This is a genomic window from Streptomyces sp. NPDC001515 (genome assembly GCF_053597115.1).
On record NZ_JBSFHN010000040.1, the window covers coordinates 1 to 22,268 of the forward strand.

Annotated in this window: 22 protein-coding genes and 1 pseudogene; 6 read left to right on the forward strand and 17 right to left on the reverse strand. The window is 67.9% G+C overall.

Going from position 1 to position 22,268, the window contains the following annotated elements:
• A pseudogene (locus ACWCXC_RS31915) lies at window positions 1-455 on the reverse strand (hypothetical protein); the annotation flags it as partial.
• A gap of 44 nt (window positions 456-499) precedes the next feature.
• Here ACWCXC_RS31915 and ACWCXC_RS31920 point away from each other — a divergent pair.
• Window positions 500-928 (forward strand): NUDIX domain-containing protein, encoded by a 429-nt coding sequence (locus tag ACWCXC_RS31920; protein WP_450891305.1) that lies wholly within the window; start codon window positions 500-502, stop codon window positions 926-928.
• Here ACWCXC_RS31920 and ACWCXC_RS31925 read toward each other — a convergent pair.
• Together ACWCXC_RS31925 and ACWCXC_RS31930 are read right to left on the reverse strand one after the other, a co-directional pair.
• Window positions 923-2,800 carry a hypothetical protein gene (locus ACWCXC_RS31925; protein WP_450891306.1) on the reverse strand — a complete coding sequence of 626 codons (1,878 nt, stop codon included), beginning with the start codon at window positions 2,798-2,800 and terminating at the stop codon, window positions 923-925. The genes ACWCXC_RS31920 and ACWCXC_RS31925 overlap by 6 nt on opposite strands.
• Before the next feature lie 4 nt (window positions 2,801-2,804).
• Window positions 2,805-3,293, reverse strand: a complete 489-nt coding sequence (locus ACWCXC_RS31930; protein WP_450891307.1) for an ATP-binding protein — start codon at window positions 3,291-3,293, stop codon at window positions 2,805-2,807.
• A 200-nt stretch (window positions 3,294-3,493) separates the two neighbouring features.
• Between ACWCXC_RS31930 and ACWCXC_RS31935 the strand changes: the two genes are divergently transcribed.
• Window positions 3,494-4,426 (forward strand): helix-turn-helix domain-containing protein, encoded by a 933-nt coding sequence (locus ACWCXC_RS31935; RefSeq protein ID WP_450891308.1) that lies wholly within the window; start codon window positions 3,494-3,496, stop codon window positions 4,424-4,426.
• Window positions 4,423-4,644 (forward strand): DUF397 domain-containing protein, encoded by a 222-nt coding sequence (locus ACWCXC_RS31940; protein ID WP_383651149.1) that lies wholly within the window; start codon window positions 4,423-4,425, stop codon window positions 4,642-4,644. Before ACWCXC_RS31935 ends, ACWCXC_RS31940 begins: the two co-directional genes overlap by 4 nt.
• Before the next feature lie 106 nt (window positions 4,645-4,750).
• On the opposite strand, the gene ACWCXC_RS31945 is transcribed toward ACWCXC_RS31940, so the two are convergent.
• Window positions 4,751-5,446, reverse strand: a complete 696-nt coding sequence (locus ACWCXC_RS31945; protein ID WP_383651157.1) for an HNH endonuclease family protein — start codon at window positions 5,444-5,446, stop codon at window positions 4,751-4,753.
• Between the two features lie 466 nt (window positions 5,447-5,912).
• On the opposite strand from ACWCXC_RS31945, the gene ACWCXC_RS31950 reads away from it, so the two are divergent.
• From ACWCXC_RS31950 to ACWCXC_RS31960, 3 genes are all read left to right on the forward strand, one after another.
• Window positions 5,913-6,173, forward strand: coding sequence for a hypothetical protein (locus ACWCXC_RS31950; protein WP_450891309.1), 261 nt, complete (start codon window positions 5,913-5,915; stop codon window positions 6,171-6,173).
• Between the two features lie 163 nt (window positions 6,174-6,336).
• Window positions 6,337-6,816, forward strand: a complete 480-nt coding sequence (locus ACWCXC_RS31955) for a hypothetical protein (protein WP_383651147.1) — start codon at window positions 6,337-6,339, stop codon at window positions 6,814-6,816.
• Between the two features lie 198 nt (window positions 6,817-7,014).
• Entirely contained in the window at window positions 7,015-7,821 is an 807-nt protein-coding gene (locus ACWCXC_RS31960) for an SAM-dependent methyltransferase (protein ID WP_383651146.1), read from the forward strand.
• A gap of 1 nt (window position 7,822) precedes the next feature.
• Here the strand turns inward: ACWCXC_RS31960 and ACWCXC_RS31965 are convergent, their stop codons facing one another.
• The 13 genes from ACWCXC_RS31965 to ACWCXC_RS32025 form a co-directional block, all read right to left on the reverse strand.
• A complete protein-coding gene (locus ACWCXC_RS31965; RefSeq protein WP_383651145.1) occupies window positions 7,823-8,809 on the reverse strand; it encodes a helix-turn-helix domain-containing protein in 987 nt (328 codons plus the stop codon).
• Between the two features lie 88 nt (window positions 8,810-8,897).
• The gene (locus ACWCXC_RS31970) at window positions 8,898-9,134 is read right to left on the reverse strand and encodes a DUF397 domain-containing protein (RefSeq protein WP_383651144.1); all 237 of its coding nucleotides are present in this window, start codon (window positions 9,132-9,134) and stop codon (window positions 8,898-8,900) included.
• A 366-nt stretch (window positions 9,135-9,500) separates the two neighbouring features.
• Window positions 9,501-10,658, reverse strand: coding sequence for a DUF317 domain-containing protein (locus tag ACWCXC_RS31975; protein WP_450891310.1), 1,158 nt, complete (start codon window positions 10,656-10,658; stop codon window positions 9,501-9,503).
• A gap of 240 nt (window positions 10,659-10,898) precedes the next feature.
• Window positions 10,899-12,017: a DnaB-like helicase N-terminal domain-containing protein gene (locus tag ACWCXC_RS31980; RefSeq protein ID WP_383651142.1), complete on the reverse strand. Its 1,119-nt coding sequence runs from the start codon at window positions 12,015-12,017 to the stop codon at window positions 10,899-10,901.
• Window positions 12,017-13,210 (reverse strand): DNA cytosine methyltransferase, encoded by a 1,194-nt coding sequence (locus ACWCXC_RS31985; protein WP_383651141.1) that lies wholly within the window; start codon window positions 13,208-13,210, stop codon window positions 12,017-12,019. Before ACWCXC_RS31985 ends, ACWCXC_RS31980 begins: the two co-directional genes overlap by 1 nt.
• Window positions 13,211-13,389: 179 nt before the next feature.
• The gene (locus tag ACWCXC_RS31990) at window positions 13,390-13,974 is read right to left on the reverse strand and encodes a hypothetical protein (protein ID WP_450891311.1); all 585 of its coding nucleotides are present in this window, start codon (window positions 13,972-13,974) and stop codon (window positions 13,390-13,392) included.
• A 115-nt stretch (window positions 13,975-14,089) separates the two neighbouring features.
• Complete coding sequence (locus ACWCXC_RS31995; protein WP_450891312.1) at window positions 14,090-14,728, reverse strand: 2'-5' RNA ligase family protein; 639 nt, start codon at window positions 14,726-14,728, stop codon at window positions 14,090-14,092.
• A gap of 148 nt (window positions 14,729-14,876) precedes the next feature.
• Window positions 14,877-15,749, reverse strand: coding sequence for a hypothetical protein (locus ACWCXC_RS32000; RefSeq protein WP_450891352.1), 873 nt, complete (start codon window positions 15,747-15,749; stop codon window positions 14,877-14,879).
• A 560-nt stretch (window positions 15,750-16,309) separates the two neighbouring features.
• Window positions 16,310-17,023, reverse strand: a complete 714-nt coding sequence (locus ACWCXC_RS32005) for a DUF317 domain-containing protein (protein ID WP_383651138.1) — start codon at window positions 17,021-17,023, stop codon at window positions 16,310-16,312.
• A gap of 207 nt (window positions 17,024-17,230) precedes the next feature.
• Complete coding sequence (locus tag ACWCXC_RS32010; protein ID WP_450891313.1) at window positions 17,231-18,007, reverse strand: hypothetical protein; 777 nt, start codon at window positions 18,005-18,007, stop codon at window positions 17,231-17,233.
• A 181-nt stretch (window positions 18,008-18,188) separates the two neighbouring features.
• Window positions 18,189-19,976, reverse strand: coding sequence for a type IV secretory system conjugative DNA transfer family protein (locus tag ACWCXC_RS32015; RefSeq protein ID WP_450891314.1), 1,788 nt, complete (start codon window positions 19,974-19,976; stop codon window positions 18,189-18,191).
• A 40-nt stretch (window positions 19,977-20,016) separates the two neighbouring features.
• The gene (locus tag ACWCXC_RS32020; RefSeq protein WP_450891315.1) at window positions 20,017-20,775 is read right to left on the reverse strand and encodes a DUF317 domain-containing protein; all 759 of its coding nucleotides are present in this window, start codon (window positions 20,773-20,775) and stop codon (window positions 20,017-20,019) included.
• A gap of 572 nt (window positions 20,776-21,347) precedes the next feature.
• Window positions 21,348-22,184 (reverse strand): DUF317 domain-containing protein, encoded by an 837-nt coding sequence (locus tag ACWCXC_RS32025; protein ID WP_450891316.1) that lies wholly within the window; start codon window positions 22,182-22,184, stop codon window positions 21,348-21,350.
• Between the last annotated feature and the right edge of the window lie 84 nt (window positions 22,185-22,268).

Below are 22,268 nucleotides of genomic sequence, written 5' to 3' on the forward strand. Positions count from 1 at the left end.
ACATCCTGAAAGATCTCCCACAGCCTGTCCGGCACCAGACGCAGAACTATGTCCATGCCGGGAGCAACGATCCAGCACCAATCGAGACACCGTCTTAGTACGGAGGTGACGTCCGCGTAGCGCCCGTGCTGGGCGATGAAGTCGAGCTGGAGGTCCTCGCCGGGCACCGGTGATGGAGGGGTCTGGTCGGTGAGTCGATGGTATTGAGCGAGAGCGCCGGGTATGAGGACCTGACGGGTCCACCCGATCAGCGCTGTGTAGTAGGGGTGATGGACTACCACGGCCTGCTTGCTGCCGAGAGTGGTCACCTCGTCCACGATGTGTGCCAGACCGGGCCGTCCGTGAACGGGGCGCAGTTCCTTGGGCAGGTACGGGGACCAGGAGCCCACCCTGGTGCCGAGTCCTCCGGCGGCGATTACCACCGGAGCTGCGGCTGGGACTGAGGTCTGTTTCACCGTTGTGTCCTTCGGGTGCGGCTTGCGCGCGATAGCGTCGACGGATGCATGTACGTGTGACGGGCATCGTCATTGAGGACGGCCAGATTCTGCTGTTGGACCAGGACACCGACGGCCCCCGGAGTTGGTCTCTGCCGGGGGGCAAGGTCGAGGACGGTGAGGGCCTGGACGAGGCGCTGGTCAGGGAAATGAAGGAGGAGACCGGCGTCGAGGTCGAGGTCGGCCGGCTGCTGTATCTGTGTGACAACCAGAAGGCTCATGTCACTCACATCACCTTCGAGGCCCGCCGAGTCGGCGGGCATCTGGGGGCGGTCAAGGAGGGCGCCGATACGAGGCCGATTCGCAGCGTCGAGTTCGTGCCCCTCGACGATCTGCCGGGCCGGGGCTTCAGCGAGACGTTCATGAAGCTCGCCCGGGACGGATTCCCGGGCGCAGGGTCCTATATGGGACCGAAGTCCGCGATCGGACTATGACCCCACGGTCAGGGCGCTGAGGATCATCCGGTCGAGGGAGCCCGGCGTGGTGGGTGCGGAACTGTCGGCGACGTCGACCCACTGGTTGAGGCGGTGCGCGAGTTCCCACGCTCCGAGCCGGGCCGCGTCGGTGGTGCCGGCGTCGCGGACCAGGCGGACACCGACGCCCCGCGAGGAACCCAGAAGGTAGCGCGATCGGATGGCAGTGACAGCCTGCTTGGTTCCAGGGGTGTTCCAGGCGGCACCGAACAAGTATCGCTGCACCGGCTGCGAGGCCGGCTGGTCGGGGCCGTCACTGCACCAGATCTGCACGTTGCCGATCAGGTGATGCACGGTACGCCCGCCGAGACCGGGTTCGGCTACCGGGCAGCTGTCTCCGAGGAGGTAGTCGCTGTTGTGCGCCCGTGCGCCCTGGGTCGCGTGGAGCGCCTCGGCGCGGGTGGGCAGGCGGGCACCGCACCATGCGGCCATGAGAGCCGCTCCGATCCACGTGACCCAGTACGCCGGGTGCAACTCGTATCCCGGGCTGATCCGCCAGCGCCGCTCGGTCGGCATGTAGTGGAGCCGCCCGCCGCGTTCGTGCGGCATGGGGCACACCAGCAGGTGAGTGCCCAGCCGGGAGTTCGCAGCGCCACCCTCGTGGAGCAGGTTCAGCATCTCGGCCATTTCGGCATTGCTGACGAGTACGTTGCGCCACATGGCGTTCGCGGTGGGGACGTACTGAGGTTTCGGAGCGCACTCCGAGACCGGCACGGTCCGGACTCGACGTACGGGGAGGGCCATCGGGGGACGAACCTCGTACAGGTCGCCGCCGGAGAGCCATTCGGACGCCGCGGCCGTGGTCTTCGGCGGCAGGAGCTGGCGGGCCCGCAGCAGGGTCTGGCCGACCGACTGTGTCAGCAACTCTACGTATGGAGACGCCAGTTCGGCCACCAGGGCGTCCTTGCGCGCCGTGGTCGCGAACGTCGGGTCGGCAGACGGTGCGCTCGGGCCGGTGGCCCGCGCCGCCTCTTCGGGCTTCTGGGCGGGGATCCCGAGGAAGCCGTTCAGCCGCGACTGTACCTGGGCAGGGTCGGTGACGTGCTGCTCGTACGGGACGACCAGGAGAGGCCGGGGTCCGGCTTCCGGGTCGTGAAGGGCGCGGGCCAGTAGCACCGTGTTCACGACGATTAGGCGACCTAGGGCGGTTGACGGGTCGGGGTCGTCCTGAGGAAGCAGGGGAGCGAAGACGGAGCGCCAGCGTGGGGCGCGGGCGGTGGCTGCGACCTGTGCGTAGCGGTCGCTGTAGTGCCACCGGGACCACAGGGAGCCGCGGACGAACGAGGACAGGACGCCGACCGGAGCACGGGTCAGGACGATGGCCGGAGAGTGCGGCAGCATTCCCAGGACGGTGTCGGCGGCGAAGAAGAGGTTGGTCTCCTTGACCAAGTGCCGCGGCCGGCCGTGCAGGTCGCTCAGTGCGCATAACAGGTGGTGCCAGCCCAGGCCGCTGAGTCCGGTCCCGTGAAGGCTGGGCGGGACTCGGTTGCCGGGCGAGAGCGGGTGCTCGCGTCCTAACTGCTGGCGGAAGGGCTCGTTGTGCTGCGGCATCACGTCTCGTACGGAGTCGGAGAACCAGTTCGATCCGACACGCTCGAAGATGCCCAGGGCCAGGACGGGCGGCATGGCGGATCCTCCGGACTGCTTGGTGAGGCGGGCCAGCCGTGCGGCGACGCTCGCGATCGTGCCGTCCAGCGGAATGCCGGCCTGCGGTAATCCGCCACGTGCGGGCGTCGAGAGGGCGAGGCTGTAGTCGTTCTCGTCGGCTCGTGAGTGGTTGCCGGCGGCCGGTGAAGTGCTGTGCCCGGTCGGATCGGATGGAGAGGTGGTCACTGGGTCACTCCTTGATGGTGGTGGCGTTGGTGGTGCAGGGGTCGGTCGCGGGAACACGGCAGATGATCTGTTTGCCGACAGGGGTGATGCGTGTCTGCCAGCCAGGCGAGAGCAGGTCGATCAGGCCGAGACCTCGACCGGTTTCCGCGTCCTCGTCGTCCAGGGCGGTCAAGCGCCGCCTGGGCATACGGTTCGGCTCAGGATCGTGGACCTTGACCGAGACGCAGGTTTTCTCGGCACCGATCTCCACGACCAGCGGGACCAGGTCACCGCAAGCACGTACCGCGTTGCCTACCAGTTCGGAGGCCACCAGTTGCGCGCTCTCCACCGCTTCCTGCCCGACGCCGGCCAGCTTGAGCGTTGTGCCGGTCATGTCGCGCAACCGTTGTAGATGCTCCGCGCAGGCGCACATGTGCACGACGAATCCGCGGTCTGTCGTCATCAGGTAGAACCCGGGGGCGGTCTCCGTCACCGTCTCCGCCATGAGCGTCATGGCTTCCTCCGTGGTGCAGCATGCGGCCACACGTCGAGATCTCGCGCACACCGTGTTCCCGCCAGCTTGAGTACGGTGACGCGTCCTTGGGGAGGAGCATGCACCGTTTGAAGCTCAACTCGCAATATTGTCACCCGAGTTTGCGTTTTAGGCTCGGTGTTCTATCGACTTGCGCCCTGGAGCGGTGAAAGACTGCGCCCATGCCGAACGCGCGACCCGTACCCACCGTGCGCCGCCGTCGCCTGGGTGAGGCGCTGCGGCAGTTCCGCATCCAGGCAGGGCCCGGAGCCAAAGGGCTCACCCTTGAGGAGGCCGTCGAGGAGGTCATCCGGCGAGACAAGCAAGCCGGCGGCGACGGCGGCACGTGGGCCCCGTCGAAGCTGTCTCGGATCGAAACCGCCAAGGCCCGCATCCGCCCGGCCGAGGTCACCCAGCTCCTCACGGCATACGGCCTGGACGCCAAGCAGGACGATGGCATCTTCACGGCCCTGGAAGGCCTGGCCAAGCATGCCAGCCAGCAGGGTTGGTGGCAGACCTACAGAGGGGTCGTCTCCCCGGCCTATGCCGACTACATCTCTCTCGAGTCCGACGCGGAAGGCATCAGGATCTGGTCGCCGCAGCTCATACCCGGGCTGCTGCAGACCGCGGCGTACGCCCGCGAGACGATCACCGTGAACGCCACGACCCGCACCCCGGAGGAGGTCGTGGCTCTGGCCGAGGTTCGTATGGCGCGCCAGGCCGTACTCTCCCGGCCGGAACGGCCCCTGAAACTACGGGCGATCATCGACGAGCGTGTTCTCCACCAGCGGGTCGCGACCCGGCCCACACTCATGCGAGACCAGTTGCGGCGCCTGCTCGATGCCGCCGACCTGCCGAACGTCACGCTTCAGATCATGCCGCTGACCTCATCCCTGCATCCGGGCACCAGCGGTGGCTTCAGCCTGGTCGGATTCCCCGACCCCATGCCCGACGTCGTCCTGCTGGAGAACCTGGTCGGAGCGTCCTATGTTGAGGCTGACGGGGAGGCCCGGATCTATTCCGATGCCTTCGAGCAGGTCGTTGCCTCTGCCCTCCCCAGCGACATGTCGCTGGCGCTGATCACCCGCATACTGGAAGAAGGAAACGGCAAGTGAACAATGAAAAGGGCGAGTTGCGTGCTCCCGATCTCGCCACCGCCCACTGGATGAAGTCCAGCTACAGCGCCGGAGAGAACGACTGCGTGGAGATCGCCATCCTGCCCGGCGGCGCCAGGGCCGTACGCGACTCCAAGCACCCCGAGCGCGAACCTTTGTGCTCCACCGCGTCCGCGTGGGCAGCCTTCGTTCAAGGCGTACTCGGCGGAGAGGTCTAGGCAGCCCTGGCCCCGTCGTGAGTGATCGCGAGAGCCCTGCCGCACGTGTAGCGGCAGGGCTCTCGGCATCAGGAAAGGGTTCTAGCAGGCCCGGTGGGGTTTGCCGTTACACGGATGCTGGCACGTAGCGGACATGGGTTGCAGGGCATTCCTGGGCGAGCGCGAGGAGGGCGTCGCGCTCAGTTTCGTCGGCGGCGAGGTCCCAGCGGAGCTTCGTGCCGACCCAGGTGGCGGCGTAGGTGCAGTGGTATGAGGTATCCGAGGGCAGCCACTCGGCTGGGTCCTTGTCGGCCTTGGACCGGTTGGAGGCCGCGGTGACGGCGATCAGGGTGTCGGGGCTGTCCTGGTCATTCGCGTACGCCTCACGCCGGGCCGCGCTCCACGGAACCTGCTCGGAGTCGTAGACCTCGGCGAGCGGGACGAAGTGGTCAACGTCGAGACGGGCCGCATCGGTGACCACGACGTTGTCGTACCTGCTGAGCCAGGAACCGCCCGTCAGCGCGCACCGCTCGCCGACCTGGGGCGCTTCGACGGCCTCGGCGAGGATGGTCTCCTTGCGGGTATTGCAGCCGTCGGTGCTGTTCAGACCCTTGTTCCAGTGCTTGTAGAGAGACCGGCTGTATCCCGCCCGGTGTTCGGCGGCGATGGGCAGGTGGTCGATGGCCTCGGCGAGCGGCATCAGTACCGCGGGTGACGGGCCGGGTGCCGCCGGCCGTGAGCGAGCTGCTTCGGCAGGCAGGGATGTCGCGAGGACGGTCAGGGCGGCGAGAGCGAGGGCGGGCAGGGTGCGCCGCATCGTCATGGTGATCACGAATGGCGTTCTAGAGCGAATCCCAGCAACCGGGAAGCGCCCACCAGGGATGATCACCCGGATGGCGGGTGCTTTTCACCGCAGAGAGGCGCTGAGTCGAATTCCATCGCCGATTACGCCCAGCGGCATCAGTTCGCTCGAACAGGTGACGTTGTCAACCGATGGTGCTCCCGGTTTTCATTGGCTGCCGCTGATTACTACCCCGATTCGGTCATATGCGATCAGTTAGTGATCGGGCGTGACTGCGGTGTGACGGAGATGGATTGTTGTGGCGAATGTGACTGCATGCTTTCCGGATTTTTGCCGTCCGTTTTCATCGGTCTCATCCGGCCCGGCGAGGGGCGGGGCTGGGCTAGCTTCCGGGGGAAGGCGCGGAAAAGGGGCTCCGAAGTTGAGTGGTGTCGGCGTCGGAGCCCCTCTCGCCGTGCCGGATCAACAACACGCAAGGAGCAGGTAATTGATTCAGCACGTCCGCCGGGTGATCGATTGGGTCATTCCGGCAAATACTGAGGCTAGCATTCCGCTCGCGGCCCTCGTGCAAACTTCCATCAGCGGTGCCTTCCAGGCGACGCTCCGCCTCGGCTCACTCCTCCAGGTGGGACTCGTCTCGGCGGCCCTTCACGCCGATCCGCTTCACCCGCAGGCGCTCATGATGCTCGCGGCGACCGCCTGGGCCGACCGCAGCACCGTGTCGTACCTCAAGGTGTGGCACGGCTGAGATCGGTGAACCGGACGCCGGCCACCTCCTGTTCGGGTGGCGGCCGGCGTAACCGGCCTCGCGGGCCGGGCCGTTCCTCCCGAACGGCGCCACACCCTCGCTGGGTTGCCGCCGCCGGGGCGGCATCGCTCCACGACTGCTTCGCGTATGGAAGGCAAGCATCATGCCGACGCGCGCCGAATGCGCCCTGGCTCAAGCGGTTCACCCCGTCCACGCCCCCGACGAAGCGGCTCGGGCGGGTAGAGGGCTGCGATTCCTCGCCTACGAGGCGTTCTGCCGGGACCACTGGACCGCATACCGGGCCTTCGGGGCGGCGGCGGCCGGATCCGCCCGCCTCGGCGCAGACATAGCCCGCAGCGCGCTGCGCGACCTGGCCGCTCAGTGGGACGCGACTCTCCAGGCCGCCGCCCCGGCCGCATTGGCGTGGGGCCTGCTCTCAGCCAAGTGTGATCCGCACCACAGGCCCTCCGTGCGGCGTCTGCGCAGTGTCCTTGCGCCGCGCGAGGTTGACGCCCTCCTGCTGCACTATCGCGTCGGGCTGTCTGCTCCCGAATCCGCCCGCACCATGGGGTTGGACGGTCCCGGATTCGAGTTGCTCCGCACTCGCGCGCTGCGCGGCATCACCCGGTCGAAGTGCTGGTGAATATGCCGCTGGTGAATTCGTGACCGGTTGCGCCGGGAGTGCGCCGGGGTGTGGATACGGTTTGGCCTGGCTGATTCGCGTTGGCATGTTTCGCCCGTTCGTGGATGCGGGTAGCCCCCGTGTCGGCGGCCCTCCTAGCATGGGCGATCCGCCGTCAGGGAGCTGTGACGCCTCCCGGGAGGTACGTGCGGCCGGAACGTGAGGAGCGAGTCGATCGTCGACATCAGCAAACCCAGTGTTGCCAGAATGTACGACCATTTATTGGGTGGCACTGACAATTATAAAGTGGACCGCGATGCCTGTGACGAACTGCTGCGTATGGCACCCAGCACTCGGACGCTCGCGCTGGCCAACCGGGCATTCCTGGTGCGCGCAGTGAAATACCTTTCCGGCGAATGCGGTGTCCGTCATTTCCTCGACCACGGATCCGGTCTGCCGACACGCCCGAACGTTCACCAGGTCGCCCAGGAAATCAACCCCGACAGTCATGTCGTCTACATCGACAACGACCCGATGGTCGTCGCGCACGGGCGCACGATGCTGGCCGAGGACCCCAGAACCACTGCGGTGCTCGACGCGGACTTCCGCAACACCGAGGGCATCTTCGCGAGTTCGGAAGTGCGCCGGCTCACCCGTGACGGTAGCCCCGTCGCGGCACTCTTTGTATCGGTACTCCATTGCATTCCCCGCCAGGACGATCCGTGGTCGCTGATCGCCGCGGTCGCAGAACGCCTGCCGCCCGGCAGCTACATGGTGATCTCCCAGCTCACCAGCCCGGACCCCGCACTGCGGGCGGAGATCACGGACTTCATGCACAGGGTGACCGATGGGCGCTGGGGCGAGGTCCGGGCGCCCGACGAGGTCGACCGCTTCTTCGACGGCCTGGAGTTCGTCGGCACCACCGCCCCCGTCGAGGTCTCCCGCTGGCTCCCCGACAGCGATCTCGCCCCGAGACAGACGACCGACGAGTGGATCGAGTACGGCGCGGTCGCCCGCGTCCGCTGACCTAGATGTCCGTCGCGGGCTCGGTCCCTGTCGGCTCTTCGGGCTCGGTCGCCAGCTGGTCGATGTACATCTGGATCCGCGCCAGCGTCTGCTGCTTGTCCAGCGCCCGTCCCCACCAGTCGTCCATCGACGCCTGAAAGGTCTCGACTTCGGCGGGGTCGACGAGGAACTCGCCGCCGCGGTTCTTGTTCTCCAGGTAGACCGCCTTGCCGGTTTCACTTTCGTGCGGTTTGAACAGCGTCATGGCCGGGTGCAGCGGGGATCCCTGGCGCAACGCCTTCCCGGGCAGCACGTAGATGTGGACGTTCGGCTTGTTCTCCGCGAGGTTGAACAGGTGCCGGAGCTGTTCACGCATCACCTGGGTGCCGCCCAGCTCCTTGGCGAGCACGGACTCGGCGATGATGATGTGCATGATCGGGGCGTCCTCCTGGTCGAGGAGCATCTGGCGCATCTGGCGCATCTCCAGCCGCCGGTCGATCAGTTCCAGGTTGCGACGCCGCACTTCCGGGTCGTGCTGTGCACGGGCATAGTCGGCCATCAGCGCCCGCGCGTAGCCGGCCGTCTGCAGGACACCCGGAATGTTGATCTCCTGGTAGATCCTGATCACCTTGGACGTGGCCTCCATGGCGAGCACGCTGGCGAACAGGTCACCGACCACGTCCGAGTAGTTCGACCACCACTGCTGCTGTCGCCCCTGGGACTGCCAGAGCAGGAGCGCGACCTCATCTATGACGTCCTGGGGAGCGTTGTAGAAGGTGAGCAGCGCGAGAACGCGGTCCTCGTTGAGCTGGTCGCCGCGAGCTCGTTCTATCCGGCTCAGCGTGGCCGCTGACCCGAGGCCGGGCCTGCCGGCCACGTCCGCGAGGTTGAGGTGCTGCTGGGTACGCAGATACCGCAGCAGGGCTCCGATGAGCCTTGCTGCGGCCTTCGGGGTCGAGGGCGGCCCCTGCTCCTGCTGGCCCACTAGGGCCAGAATCCGACCGGACATGGTGAACTCCTCGCGTCGACGCAGTTTCCCGCCGCGCGCTCAGAATGGACAACCCGCCACGCCCGGAGCAACCTGTGGCCGGTGCTTTTCAGACAGTCAGCCCGCCCAGATCTCCCCTGCCCGCGCCCGCGAAGAATGCCTCCATGGCGCTGCGGCCGATCACCAGCGCGGGGCCGTCCGGTGCCTTGGAGTCCCGGACCGCAAGGCGAGTTCCATCCCCGATGAAAACCTCGACACAGTTGATCGCGTCATCGCTCGCCGAAGACTTCTTCCACCGCGCCCCCGTAATCGAACTCGCGGTCATTCCGTTGAAGAGATGCTGCATGTATCACTGCCCCTTCCCTGTCTGAGCTGCACCGATGGTCGGGCTGCAGCTCAGGTTGAACCTGGCGACCCTGCTGATTTCACAGCCCGATGAAAATTGCATCGACTCGTGACAACGAGGGAAATCCTAGATCCTTCGCGGCGTCCGTGGAGTCCCCCGAAAGGGCGGTGTCGGCGAGATGCAAAGCATTAGTATGTTTATGTATTTGGTCGGGAGTGGGGCTGTTCCGGCGGTGCAGAGAATGGCCGGACTCGGGTGGTGACGGAAACGGTCCTGCCGGTTCTTGCTCGGTTCACGGAAATGATTCGAAATTCAATCGAGGTGCGTGGCCGGTATGCCGGTTTTTCGCGAAGGGCCTGCTGCCCATCAGCGCGAGCGGCCGGCGGGACGCATGACCGTCGGCGTCGGCGCGGGCGTGACCAGGCCTCTCGCGCGTTCGCGGCCCAGCGGGTACTGACGGACGACGGTCTCGTTGGCGAGGGCGTCGCAGAGACCTGTGATCAGGGAAGTCGGGGTGCGGGGGGATGCGCTGATCGCCCAGGTGGGCTGGTCCGGGTCGGTCCCGGCCCAGATGGTCCATGTGGCCGGGTTCTGGGGGTGCTGCGAGGTGAGGGGGTCGAACTGAACGCCGGCTTCCCCGTCGGGGGATATCCAGCGGAGCCCGCGGGTCGTCAGCGAGTGCTCCCATCCGGCCTCAGTCAGGGGCCGGGTGGCCGCGGTAGCTGTCTGCTCGTCGACCGGGCCGTCGATGCGGGTGTCCCTGCCCTCGCCGTCGGCGAGGTGGGTCAAGAGAACCTGCAGCGCCGGGGCGGGCGTAGCGCCCGTCGCGGTGAGGACCCACATGCGGTCGGAGACAGGGGTTTCGTACGCGGCCACGGTCCACACCGTTTCGTGTGCGTCGGCTTCGTGGACGTGCTCGATACGCAGGGTCTGAGACTCATGGATGGCGTGGGTCGTCTCGTCCGACCAGGTCCGCCACTTCTGGAACTCGCCGTGCTTGTCGAGGAAGCGATCGAGGAGTGCGTCGTGGTCGCCGGGGTCCGCCAGGTAGACGGGGACCGTCTTGTGCCCCGGGTGGGAAGGGCCAGCCTCGCTGGTGGTGACGTTGACGGAGCGTGCTGCGATGGCGGCGCGTTCGGTGTCGGTCAGAGACGCCGGACCCAGGCGCATCTCGGATGCGTGGACCCGTTTGAAGGCCGTCATCGCCTCCGCGAGCGAGTCGAAGGTGTCGGCGACCTGGCGCAGGTGGTTTTCGCCGTGGAGGTACACGGACTTGCCGCCTTGGTGCAGGTAGGTGCCGACTGCGACGGTCGTGTGGCCGTCCCGGGCGTGGGCGTGGATGAGGAGACGACCGTGCTGGATGTCGTCGTGGATCTTCTGCGCCTGGTCGGAGACCCAGCGGACCTCGCCTCGGGTGCACCAGGGCATGGGGTAGTCGGCCCAGGCCCATTCCTCGTCGATGGCCTCCTGGAGCTGAGGAGTGATTTCGACGGCGATGCCCTCGGCCGCCAGAGCCTTCGCCATGTGGTCGGCGTAGTACGGCTCCTCGTGATCAATGCGGGCCAGGACCAGAACGGAAGGGGAAGCAGCACTCCACCCGGCGGACTCCAACGCCGCGGTCGCGATGTGGGCCTGCGAGCCGGTCAAAATGGCCCGTACGGCGTTGGGGTGAGTGGGGTGGGTGGTGAAGAGGACGTGAGCGTCGATAGGGGAGTCACCTGGGGTTTTGTGTTTCGTGCCGACGGCGGGTCCGGGTCTTGGGGGCTACCGGGTTGCGCGTGCGGAGCGGGCGGCGTGAGCGGCCGTGGTGGTCGGCGGGCCGGCACGGGTCGTTGGAGCGGGGCGTTGCCGCGGTGGCGGCGCGGCTCCGGTGGCGCGTTGCCAGCGGGCCCGGACGGCTGAGAAGTCGCCGAGGGCACGACGGGAGCCGACGACGAGCTGGCCGGGGGTGTTCGCGCAGTCATGGGCGTAGGCCTGGATGCGCTGACCGGTGTGCTCGGCTGTCGCGAGGAGCGAGCGCTCCAGGGCCCGGTCGGCCCAGTGCTCGACGGATCCTTCGGGTTCGGCGAGTACGTGCAGGATGTCGGCAGGCCGGCTCCCACTGTCCAGCAGTCCGCGCTGCTGTGCTTCCCACAGGACTGTGACGGGGTCGACGGGCTCCTTGCGGCGGGCCAGGGCGATCAGGCACTCCCACAGGCCGGCGTGCAGCGGCAGAATCAGATCGTCGGGGAGCAGCCACCGGACGGAGCCTATGTCGGCGGGCCGGGCAGTGGCGGTGGCAAGAAGAAGTTGTTCCTCCTCGACGGCTTCCGCGAGGTTGGGTACGGCGGAGGGCGGCGGTGCCGCGGTGCGGGGACGTACCCCTGTGCGTGTGGGGAATCGCTGGCCGATGTCGGCCACGACCGCAGTGAGCGTGTCGGCTTCGGCGAGCACCTTCTCGACGACGTGCGGCAAGGAGGTGTCGTGGACGGTGTGGACAAGGCCTTCGGCGGCCGACTGCAGGCGGCGGCGCGCATGTTCCGCCTCCACCATCCGGGCATACGCGGGGGCATGGCTCGGCCACAAGCAGGCCTGTACCAGTGTGTGCAGGTGTATGGCGGTCAGCCCGCGAGTCAGCCCCTGGGCGGTGCTGAGCACGCGGTTGAGCCATCGGGTGGTCCTCCTGTGCTCGGCGGGGTCGGGCCGCGGCAGAGTACTGATCGCCGTAAACAGCGCGGCGTGTGCGGAGGTGGAGAAGGAGTCTGCGGCGATGCCGCTCACATCGTCCAGACGGTGTGGTTCGCGAAGGAGGGCCCCGAGGAGAGCCTGCTCGGCATGGAACACCGGCGGGGGCGGTGGGATGGAGGCGACATCGTCCTCGCTGGGTTCGGGGGCGTGGGACATCAGGCGGCCAGGGTGAAGTCGTCGGGGCAAAGAGCGACGCCGAGGTGGGGGGCGAGGAGGTGCCCGGCGAGCAGCGGGGGCATCGCGTTCCCAATCTGTGAGAACTGCTGGCCCTTGTTCCCGGCCCACGGGTAGTCGGCGGGGAACGTCTGCAGCAGGCCGGCCTCGCGGGCGGTGATCCTGATCGGCTCCGGAACAGCCGGGACGTCGGCACCCGCGGACAAGGGCGCAGCGGGCTCGGCGACCCACGTGCACTCGTTCGCACGGTGACCGAAGAACATGGTGCCGGCTGGCTCGGACAAGGGGCGGACGGTGGCGTGGGCCTGGTTGTTGCTGCGCAGGGACCATGACCACTGGTGGGTCTCGGCGGTGAACGCCCGTGCCGCAGCGTTCGTCCGGGGCGTCCAGGTGCCGCGCTCCCGGGCGTCGGACAGCGCCTTACGGGAACCCGACGGGAACGGCTCGGGCCCACCGCCGTCTCCGCCGCCCGCGCAGACGGTGGGGACCGGCCGGTCGGTCGCACCCCACCCCAGAGCTTCGGCCATGCTGACCCACTCGGCCCGGCCGGGACCGAACAGTGAATCCGGCTCGGCGAGTCGGGCGTGCGTGGGAGGAGGCGGCAGAGCAGTCCGAACACGGGAGGCCAGGAGGATCGCTCGTCTCCGCGTCTGCGGGACACCGAAGTCGGCCGCGTTCAGGATCCCGTACCAGACGGAGAATCCCCACCCGCGCAGGACAGCAGCGTATTGCTTCCACAGAGGCAATACCGCCGGCACTTCCTCCATGGCGACCCAGTCGGGCTCGCCGACCGCGTTTAGCGCGTACAGGTAGCGCATCGGCTCCGCGGCGAGCAGGGAGCGCTCGTCACGGCACGCGGTGAGGAGGCGCTTGCGGGTGTCGCGGCCCGCGGCCAGGTCCTCGACGACCGTGTGCACCAGCGGCTGGTCGAGGAGCCCCAAGCGCTTGCCCGCCAGGCTCCACGCCTGGCACGGTGGCGAGGCAATCAGACCGCGCGTGCGGCCGACGAACGGCCGCGTCGGATAGGCCGCTACGTCGGTTTGGACCGTCAACTGGCCAGCACGCGCCCGGGTCTTGCACGCCCAATGGTCCCATTCCAGCCCGACGTCGGCCAGACCGAGAACTTGGAGTGCTCTGCTCCAGCCACCCGGCCCCGCGAAAAGGTCGAGAATCAAAACCCGTAGCTCTCGTGCAGGGACGGGGAGTTCCCTGGAGGCAGATTAGTTATCAAGACGCTGACTGTGTCCTTCTTTCATTAATTATGGGTCTTCTGTAGCGAGCTGGAGGGATGAATTGCGCGCATGCTGTGAATTCCCTGCACCGGGAAGCTGAATCACCAAATTGGATCGGCGTGTCAGCGCATCTTCGATGCGTTCTTGAGCGGCGCTGGGGGTGGTGGTGCGGCAGGGGTGGATCGGTTCTGTTCGACGCCAGAAGCGTATGGCGAGGGTATTGCTCCCTGGAGCCTGCCTGCGGTGGGCGGTGCCAGTGTGGCTGCCTCCTCCCGGAGGCCGCTGACAACCATTTCGAGAATTCTGTCAGCCGTGTCACGGCTTTCAGAAACAACCTTGTTGGCCAGACCGGCCCGTCGTGCCAGCTCGACCCTATCGTTTTTGTGCTCGGGGTAGATGCTGAACTTGTACGTGGCGACTTCTGCTTGTATTCGACCGAGTTCAGTAGCGACCTCACCCAGCGGGGCGAGAGTTTTACTGTATGCCTGGACAGCTTCCGTTGAGCCCTGGGATGGTAGGTCGATAAGGCATTGATCGACCTTCTCGCAGACAGCTTTGGTGATCGCTGCCAAGATGTTGCTTCGCGCGGAGAGGGTTTCTACTCCCGGAAGGGGTGGCGGTGCAGGAAGGGCGCGTAGCTGAAATCGGAGACGGTCGATCAGGCTGGCCATGTCGTGCAAAGCCAGTGCCTGGGAGAAGTTGGTCATGCGTTTTCGATGCCTTTCTCTAGGACGTCGGCCTCGTCGGCGGCCCACTCGGCCGCCGGCACGTGGTCGATCGGCGCCCGACTCAGCGGTACGCGTGACCGAGAGCAGTACTCGCTCATATCTCAATGCCCCCCAGTGGAACGACCGCGACGGGCTCCCAGGTGATGTGGCGGCCGTCGTGCCACTGCTCGACGAGGTGGAGCCGGTCCGCGAGGACCGTTCCGGACAAAGGGCCGTCGATGGCCGAAAGCTCGGCCTTGAGTCCGGCCGCCTCCAGGAGCTCAGCACCGTCCGAGGTGTAGGCGACGGACATGTGCGGGTAACGGCTCGGCGCCGCCTTGAAGACGCTCCCGGCGCGGGTCATGGCCCCGGTGAGGTAGTCCACGATGCTCGCGAACGGGTTCTGCGGCCACCCGCTGATCTCGACGGCCACGTTGCCGATTGCTGGCCGGTCGAAGGTGAGGACGAAGGGCTCCACCGTACGCGCGAAGGCTCCCACGTTTTTGAGGAGTCCCTCCAGATCGACAGCGGTACGCGCCAGCCCGACGGCGTGCAGAAGCGTGCAGTGCATGCCCTCTACCGGTACGCCCGGAAGACCCGGCCGGGAGAACCCTGCGTACGGAGCCAGGAGATCGGCGGCCTCGTCGTAGGTTGGCAGGATGTGCCAGTGGAGATCGCGGCGGCCTGCAGGCCAGACGGCGCTCACCCGGTCAAAGAAGTTCTCCACGAGGCCGCGTTCAGAATCCCCGTCCACACCGAAAGGTCCGTGCGGATGGTCAATTGCCCGCTTGACGCGCGGGTCTTGCATGCCTACTCGTCCCATTTCAGGCCGATATCGTGTACGCCGAGAACGGTCAGGGCGTAGCTCCATCCGCCGGGGCCGACGAACAGATCGAGCACGATCATGTGGCCAGCCCGAAGTCGTCACGGGTCAGGGCGTCTGCCTCGCCCCGGCAAGCCCAGGGCGAGCATCCGTCGGTGACGCCCTCTTCCAGTGCGGCGGCGTCTTCATCGTCGCCGAGTTCCTGCTGCAGGGCGGCCCACTCAGCGGCGGTGACGTGGTCGATGGGGGCCTCGGCCAGCGGGATTCGTGAGCGGTGCAGGAAGGCTTGGCCGAGCAGGCGGTTGCCGCTGGCGTTGGCGCGGGCGTTGCCCTGCCGGATGGCAGCATCGAATTTGACTACGTCCGCCCACTCCTCGGGCGAGGTATCACGGATGTGGCGCCACTGCGCGTTGCCGTGGAACGGGCACCCCAAGCAGGAGGACTTCGGGGTGTTGGCGAGGTCAAGCGAGGACAGGTACCGGATGCAGTCGGTGCGCGACCAGCCCAGGTCGATGAGTGGGTGCCGGTTGCGCATGTACTTCACGTCCGCGTCCTTGGCGCGGTGGAACTCGTCGGTCGAGATGCCGACCCACTGCTCGACGAACACCTCCCGCGGGATCCGGGCGGGGTAGGGGTAACCGAGGAGGGCTCTGACCTGCTTTTTTATTGGTTTTATCTTATATTCGCCGGTGCACTGCCTCCGGGTCATCCCGGCCTTGCCGTTCTGGTTGAGGATGTAGAGCGGCATGGAGGCGAACCTGTGGTGTGGGTCGAGCGCGTCGTCGCGGATGTTCCCGGTGGACACGCGCAGGACGGGGATGCCGGCCGGGGCGGCTATCTCACGCTCCAGGCGGTCGAGGTGCTCATAGACGGCGCGGGGCTCCCAGCCGGTGTCGGCGAAGATCGCGTAGTCGACCTTGGGAAGGGCACCTGCGGCGGACAGGGCGAGCAGGGCACTGGACTGGACTCCGGCGCCGAGAGACAGGGCGCGAAACTGGGGCTGTTCGGTGATGGTGGGTCCTGGAGGGCGTGGGGGAGCGGAGGGGGATCTCGGCGCGTCGGCGGTACGGGTACGGCGGGCGACTGGGAGTGCTCTCGGCGCAGCGCGTGGCACAGCGCGAGGAGCCCGTCGAGCAGGTCGGCGGCCGAGGCGACGGTCGGCTCCGCAGCGCTCGTTCTCAACAGTGCGCGCCAGGGCGGCGGGAGGCGTTCCTCGTTCGTTGGCGGACCGTAGAGATGGGCGTGCAGGGCCTGGGCGTAGACCGCCACGGGGCCGCCGCGGGAGCGGTAGCCGTGCTGGGCTGCTGCTTGGCGCCGGACGGCGAAGTGCACGGTGACGTCGCGGAGAGTAGCGCCAGGTATCTGATTCGGCGAGCACACGGGCGAAGTCGAGCACGGAGGGGGAGCCGGGAGGTGTAGGAAGTTAAGGGACGAATGGTCAGTGCCCGTCTGAGCGATGAGGCTCAACGGGGAGGGCTTTCTGGGGCAGGGGTGGCTCCGTAACGGAAATGGCTAGCGACGGTGTGGGATGCCGAGCTGGGCGAGGGCGTGAGCGACCTGTGGGTTGATTGCAGCGCCGCGGACCGGGGTGATCAGGCTGCTGTGGTTTTGCTGGGTGTTGAGGGGGACGTCAGCGAAGTCACGCTCCACGGCGATCGGCGAGGCGAGATGCGTGAAGAAGTTGCCGACGAGGTGCTCGGGGGTGTCCCGCGTGAAGGTGGCCATCGTCGCCGTCCCCTCGAAGTGGACGTGCTCGACGCTCCAGCCATCGTCCGCGTCCGGCATCTTCTCGATTCGGCAGTAGCGGTCGGGCGAGACGAAGGAGTTGCCTTCGGCGGACCAGCCGTTGAGGGCGGCAACCTGGTCCAAGGGCTCTCGTGTGACCGGGATCCGCTCGGCGTGGCGGTCATCGCCGAGGAGCTGGGGCAGGGCCTGGGTGAACGCGGCCACTGCTTCCAGTGGGGCCTGTCGGCTGAACACCGCTTCCCAGTACGGCTCGTGGTGGGCGACCTTGATCCATCTTCCGAGCGGCTCCAGCAGAGCGATGTCGACCGCCACGCTGCCGTCGGGGCTGCCGACACTGACGTCCACGTAGCCGACATTCTGCTCGGCCTTCCAGCCGAAGAGGTGGGTAAGGGGGCCGATCACGTCGGCGATCCGGTCCCCGGCACCAGCCATGTACCGCGGGGAGACCAGAACCCGTTCGTCGGGAGCGTACGGGCTCATCGGCGAACCGCCCGCGCCGCTGCGGCCTTCGGAGCTGTGGACTCCGCCGTCGAGAGGGTGGAGCGAGGACGGGGCTTGCCGGGCGTGTACGACACGTCGTGCGGGCGCACCCGGAGGGCTTCAAAGTCGCGGGTCGACTGCCCTGTCTGGCGTACTTGTTTGTGGTGATCGATCGGGGTCGTGGGGATGGGTTGCTCCTGGGATGGTTCAGCGGGTTTGGGCGGGGGCCTGTGTGGTGGCCGGGAGGGGATGGGACGGGGACGTGGTGCTCGGCCTTGCGGGGGGCCGTCCGATGACCGAGGCGAGGGAGGTGATTCCTGGTGCGGTGAGGCGTACGCGGTTCTGGGGCGGGCCGCCGATGTAGGCGGCGTGCGCCGAGGCCGCGGTTCTCTCGGCCAGGCCCTTCGCCTCCAGCGCGCGCAGGGTGCTCATCAGCACCTTGGGTTCGCGGGAGCGTGTGAACTCCCGGCCCAGCGAACTGCCGGTCACGACGTGCCCGCGGGCGATCTCGGTCAGGGCGTTGTACTGGACGGCGGTCAGCCGTTGATCGGTGGCTGGGGCGGAGGACCAGCGGCGCCGACGGGTCTCGTCGGCCAGGGTCACTGCGCAGCTGACCGCCGCTTCCGGGGCCAGAGCGGTCAGTTCCCGGGCCGTCCCGGTAGGGAGGTCCGACGAGGCGGTGGCGAGGAAGGCAAGCTGCTGCAGGCGCATGACCGTCTCGGTCAGCTCCGCTCTCTCGTAGAGTCGTTCGTTCTTGATCGCCTTGATCGCGGACTGGGTGTCGGCTGCCAGGCGCAGCGCCGACTCGGCGTGGGTGTCCGGCCGAGGCGGGGCGGTGGAGGACAGGAGGAGATCGAGGGCGTCGTTGTGCTGGACGTACTGACCGGCCAGGTGGAGCAGTCGCTCGACGGGGGTCGGCGGCGGCGGAACCTCGAACAGTGTGGCGTCGGGATTCACGCGCGCGTACGAGGCGAGGCCGCGCATCCGGCGGACAGTGCTGGCCTGACGGTGAGCGGTGGCGCCTGCCGCACGGGCGCGTAGGAATCGACGATGCCGGCGACGTTCCAGTCGTCGGGAACTTCGTGGACGGGTATCAAAGGGCCGGACTCCAGGCGGGACGGAAGACGGGCAAAGCAGGTGCGGTGGAGAGGTGAGGGGTGGTGGGTCAGGCGGCGGTGTCGAAGTCGGACTGCTTCGGAGCCGCCTTGGCGACGGCGCGGGCGGTGATGCCCTGGGATGCGCGGGCAGAGGCGGCGGACAGCTCCTCCGCCCCGGGTTCGAGGTACCACGGCCGAAGATCGAGCACGGCGACGCGCATCCCGGTCGCGAAGCAGAGCGCGGTGCCCTTGGGTAGTGCGCGGATCGCGTCGGCGGGCAGGATCCGCTCCTGCCGCATCGACACCGACGTGCTCTTGCCGGACTCGGAGTGCGAGGTGGAGGTGGTCTCCACGTCGTGGTCGCCGATCAGGCGGCTCAGCTTGTCGGCGAAGTCGGGATCGTCGATTCCGGAGCCGATGACCTTGACGGTGGAGGCGGACCACATCGCGTCCATGCCCGCGTCCCCCCAGACCTTCTGGCCCTGGCGGTAGGACTGGAGAATGGTGATGGGAATGATCCCGCGGCTGCCGAGGTGGGAGTACAGGTCCGGCAAGTCGCTGATCTTGCACACGTTGGCGGCCTCGTCGAGGATCGCCAGCATGGGCGGGTCGAGGCGCCCGCCGGCGCGTTCGGCCTGTGCGGTCGCGGCTCGCATGACCGAGTCCGCGCACGCGGCGATCAACGCCGAGGCCCCGCCTCCGCCGTCCTTGCTGAGCAGGAACAGCGTGTCGGTGGACGTGACGAACAGTTCGGGGCGGAATTCGGGGACGTCCTTCTGCGGGGTGACCCACGCGGCGATCTCCGCGTTCAGGAGGGCGGAGGCGTACTGCCGGGCGGTCTCGTAGATGCCGTCGCGGGTCTCGGGCGGCCCTTCGACGGTGCCCTTGAGCTGGGCGGCGACGGCGGCGAAGCCGTGGTCGCGCAGGATGTCGAGCGGGGTGCGGTCCGCGGGGAAGGCGAGCCACTGCATGATGTCGGTGATCGGGCGCTCGTCGAGTGCTGCGGCCAGCAGTAGTTGGGACAGGATGTTGCTGCCGGCCTTCGACCAGAAGTCGCCCTGCTGGGAGGCGTCCACCGACGCGGCGAGGAAGTGCCCCGCGAGCCGGTTCGCGCCGTCCAGGGTTTTCGCCGAGGCGAGGGGGTTCCACCACATCTCGCGGGCGGCGTGCGCGATCTGCTGCGGGTCCATGGTCCACACCGTCCCCGCCCGCGCCCGCATCTCGTGGGTGGCGGTGACCGCGTCCCCGGCGGCCTTGTTCGACGTCAGCAGGACCGGTCCGGGGGCGCCGAGTATGGACGGGATGGCGAGCGAGGTGGTTTTGCCGGAGCGCGGGGCCATGATCGCGACGGCGACATCCTCGAATCCCATGCGGACCTCGTGACGGGTGCCCTTGAGGTTGCCGAGTAGGACACCGGTGTCCTTGGCCGCGATGTGCTTGGAGTCCTTGAGGCTGGGGCGCAGGGAGCGGGCTTTCGCGGTGATCGCTTTGGCCATCAGCGGTTCGATGTCCTGGGCCTTGGCCATGTCGGTGATCTTCTTTCGGCCGCCCCGGCTTCGGCGCCGGGTCCATAGAACGCCTGCCGTAGCCCCGAGGACGAGGAACACGACAACGGGGACGACGCGGGCGCCGATCAGCAGGGACGTCTCTCCGGCGGTGGGCCAGACCTGGTGGGGGTGGAGGAGGGCAGCTGTCGGCTCGTATCGGGCAGGGGTGGCGCCGGTGAGGTAGGCGGTGACGTTTCCGGACAGCCAGGCCAGATGGGTGAGAGGGACGAGAACCGCGATCGCGCCGAGCAGGAGGCGCAGGACGAGGTCGTATCCGTCGGTGTTGCTGCTGGAGGAGGGAGGGGGCAACGACTACGTACTTCCGGGGGAGAGACAGTGAGTGCGAAGGTCAGCGGCTGCGGCCATACTTCGGTGGGCTGTGCCGAGAGGGGACCGGCACCACCGCGGGGGCGGTGTACCGGGAGGCGAGTGACCGGATCCGGTCCTCCAGCGCGCCGGCGACATCTGCGGCGGGCACTCGTCGGGTCTCGCGGACCGAATGGTTCGGCGTCCTTCCGCTGTCCCTACGGAGCAGAGGTTCCGGGGAGGCGAGCCCAGCGGTGAAAGCGGCCACGAGGTGGCGCGGGGTATGAGCACCGAAGTATGCACTCCAGCCCCCGTCTCGGGGGCCGACTGCGATGGTGGTGACTGCCCAGGCTCCGGTTTCGGCCGGTGGCGCAAGGCGCTCGATGTACGACGTGTTGTCGAAGGAGACGAGTCCGTCGTCGAAGTACCGGGTCCAGCCCGCCTGTCGGAGCGATGAGTACGGGTCGCACGATGAGTCGTGGGTGGATGCCGGGTCGGTGAGGGCGTCGGTGACGGCGGCGATCAACTCGACCGGTGTGCGCGCACCGAAGGTCGCGGTCCACGCGGGTCGGTCCGGTGCGGCGGCGTGCCGGAGCGTCCACCACGGACGGTCGGGGCGGGGCTCCAGGCGCAGAAGGGCCGCCTGGTCGGGGCTTGCGAGCAGCACGCGCGGCATCAACGGGTCGTTGCCGTGGCTCCAGCCACATGCGCGGTGGAGGGGAATGGTGATCCAGGCGGGATCGCCCCCGCTGGCGAGGTGGCGCGGGGTGATGAAGTCGACCTCGACGGTGTCCGTGGTCACTTTCGTGCCGCCGTTCGCCGGACGGGTGCGAGGGCCGGGGTGGGGGCCAGTAGGGAGGGTGCTGTGCGGGCCGCGGTGTTGATTTCCAGGATCGCGGTGCCGTGGGTGGCCCAGTCGTCGAGGTAGCTCCACGATTCGGCGTGGTGGCCGGCGAGGGCGTCGTCGTAGTCCGGTGTGCCGGGCTGGGCGGTGGTGGGGAGGGCATCGAGGGTGAGGAGCCACTGCTCGTGCAGTTCGTCGAGGCGGTCGAGGGCGTTGCGCAGGACGCCGAGGTGGTAGACCCAGCGGCTCTGGACCGTGCTTGCCGGAAGCCGGGTCAGCTGTGCCTCGGCTGTGGCCAGCAGGTGCCGGGCGCCGTGGCGAAGCGACTCGAACGCTTCTGCCGTCTCGGCGTCGCGTTGGCTTGCGCGCAGGCCGTAGGCGTGGTCGTCGTGGGGCCATCCGTCGAGGTCGGTGTGCTCCTCGGAGTAGGCGTCCCAGGTGGCGAGGATCTTCTTGCTGTCGCGCAGGTAGTCGTCGAGGCGGCGCAGGGAATGGTGGTGGTCTCGGGAGATGGGAGGGGTCCTGTCGGTTCAGTGGCGGGCCGGGGGAACGGGCTTGGGCGGGACCGTTGCGGTCGCGGAGTGGGTCTGCCGGCGGTGTGCCGAGCGGGCCCTTGCACGGATTGCTTTGATCCGGCGGGTGTACGCGTCGGCTGTCTGCTCCGCAGTGAGCGGGCTGCGGTCCTGCGTCACGCCGTAGGTGGCCGTGGGGTCGACCAGTCCGCGCTGCAGAGGTGCGGTGTCGACGAGTGCGGTGAAGAACGCGGCGACGAGGTGCTCGGGCGTACCGCGGTGAAAGGTGGCGTGCCATAGATGGGTGCCACTGCTGCCGATGTCGGGCGGGAGGTCGCGCACACTGATGTACCAGGCAACGGGGCCCTGTTGATCCCACGGAACGGTTCTGGGGCCTTGTCCGGAGTGGCGCTCCACCGTGCAGTTGTCCGTGTAGGCCATGCCCCGGCCGTCGATGAGCCAGCCCGCCGCGTCCAGTTCGGACAGCGGGCTCGGTGACCTGACATGTGTGCGGGCGACGAGCGCGTCGGTGAGGCCGGCGAGGACCTCGGCAGGCACGTGCGCTCCGAACTCGGCGTGCCAGCCGGGCTTGCTGTGGGCCGGTTCTGCCCGGAGCCGCCACCGTGCAGAGGAGCGGGGCTGGGGATCGAACTGGAGGTGGTGGCGGCGATCGGGACTCACCAGGATGACCTTGGGGCTCAGGGGGTCGGAGACCGTGTCCCAGCCGGCGGCGGCCAGACCGTGGGTGACGTGGCGGGCATCGCCGGGGCCGGCGAGGTGGCGGGGGCCGGTGTCGTACGGGACCTGCGTGGCGAGTTCGTCGGCGAAGGCGGTGACCTGTTGTGAACTCAGCACCGGCGGGCAACCGACTCGCTCGTGGAAGAACTGCCGTACAGCGGCCTCGGGGAACATCGGTACAGCGGTTGGCGCTGAGAACGA

Coding starts and splice junctions, on each gene's coding strand:
- ACWCXC_RS31920 (WP_450891305.1), top strand. CDS start 500: ATGCATGTACGTGTGACGGGCATCGTCATTGAGGACGGCCAGATTCTG.
- ACWCXC_RS31930 (WP_450891307.1), bottom strand. CDS start 3,293: ATGACGCTCATGGCGGAGACGGTGACGGAGACCGCCCCCGGGTTCTAC.
- ACWCXC_RS31935 (WP_450891308.1), top strand. CDS start 3,494: ATGCCGAACGCGCGACCCGTACCCACCGTGCGCCGCCGTCGCCTGGGT.
- ACWCXC_RS31945 (WP_383651157.1), bottom strand. CDS start 5,446: ATGACGATGCGGCGCACCCTGCCCGCCCTCGCTCTCGCCGCCCTGACC.
- ACWCXC_RS31955 (WP_383651147.1), top strand. CDS start 6,337: ATGCCGACGCGCGCCGAATGCGCCCTGGCTCAAGCGGTTCACCCCGTC.
- ACWCXC_RS31965 (WP_383651145.1), bottom strand. CDS start 8,809: ATGTCCGGTCGGATTCTGGCCCTAGTGGGCCAGCAGGAGCAGGGGCCG.
- ACWCXC_RS31970 (WP_383651144.1), bottom strand. CDS start 9,134: ATGCAGCATCTCTTCAACGGAATGACCGCGAGTTCGATTACGGGGGCG.
- ACWCXC_RS31975 (WP_450891310.1), bottom strand. CDS start 10,658: ATGGCGAAGGCTCTGGCGGCCGAGGGCATCGCCGTCGAAATCACTCCT.
- ACWCXC_RS31980 (WP_383651142.1), bottom strand. CDS start 12,017: ATGTCCCACGCCCCCGAACCCAGCGAGGACGATGTCGCCTCCATCCCA.
- ACWCXC_RS31990 (WP_450891311.1), bottom strand. CDS start 13,974: ATGACCAACTTCTCCCAGGCACTGGCTTTGCACGACATGGCCAGCCTG.
- ACWCXC_RS32005 (WP_383651138.1), bottom strand. CDS start 17,023: ATGAGCCCGTACGCTCCCGACGAACGGGTTCTGGTCTCCCCGCGGTAC.
- ACWCXC_RS32010 (WP_450891313.1), bottom strand. CDS start 18,007: ATGCGCGGCCTCGCCTCGTACGCGCGCGTGAATCCCGACGCCACACTG.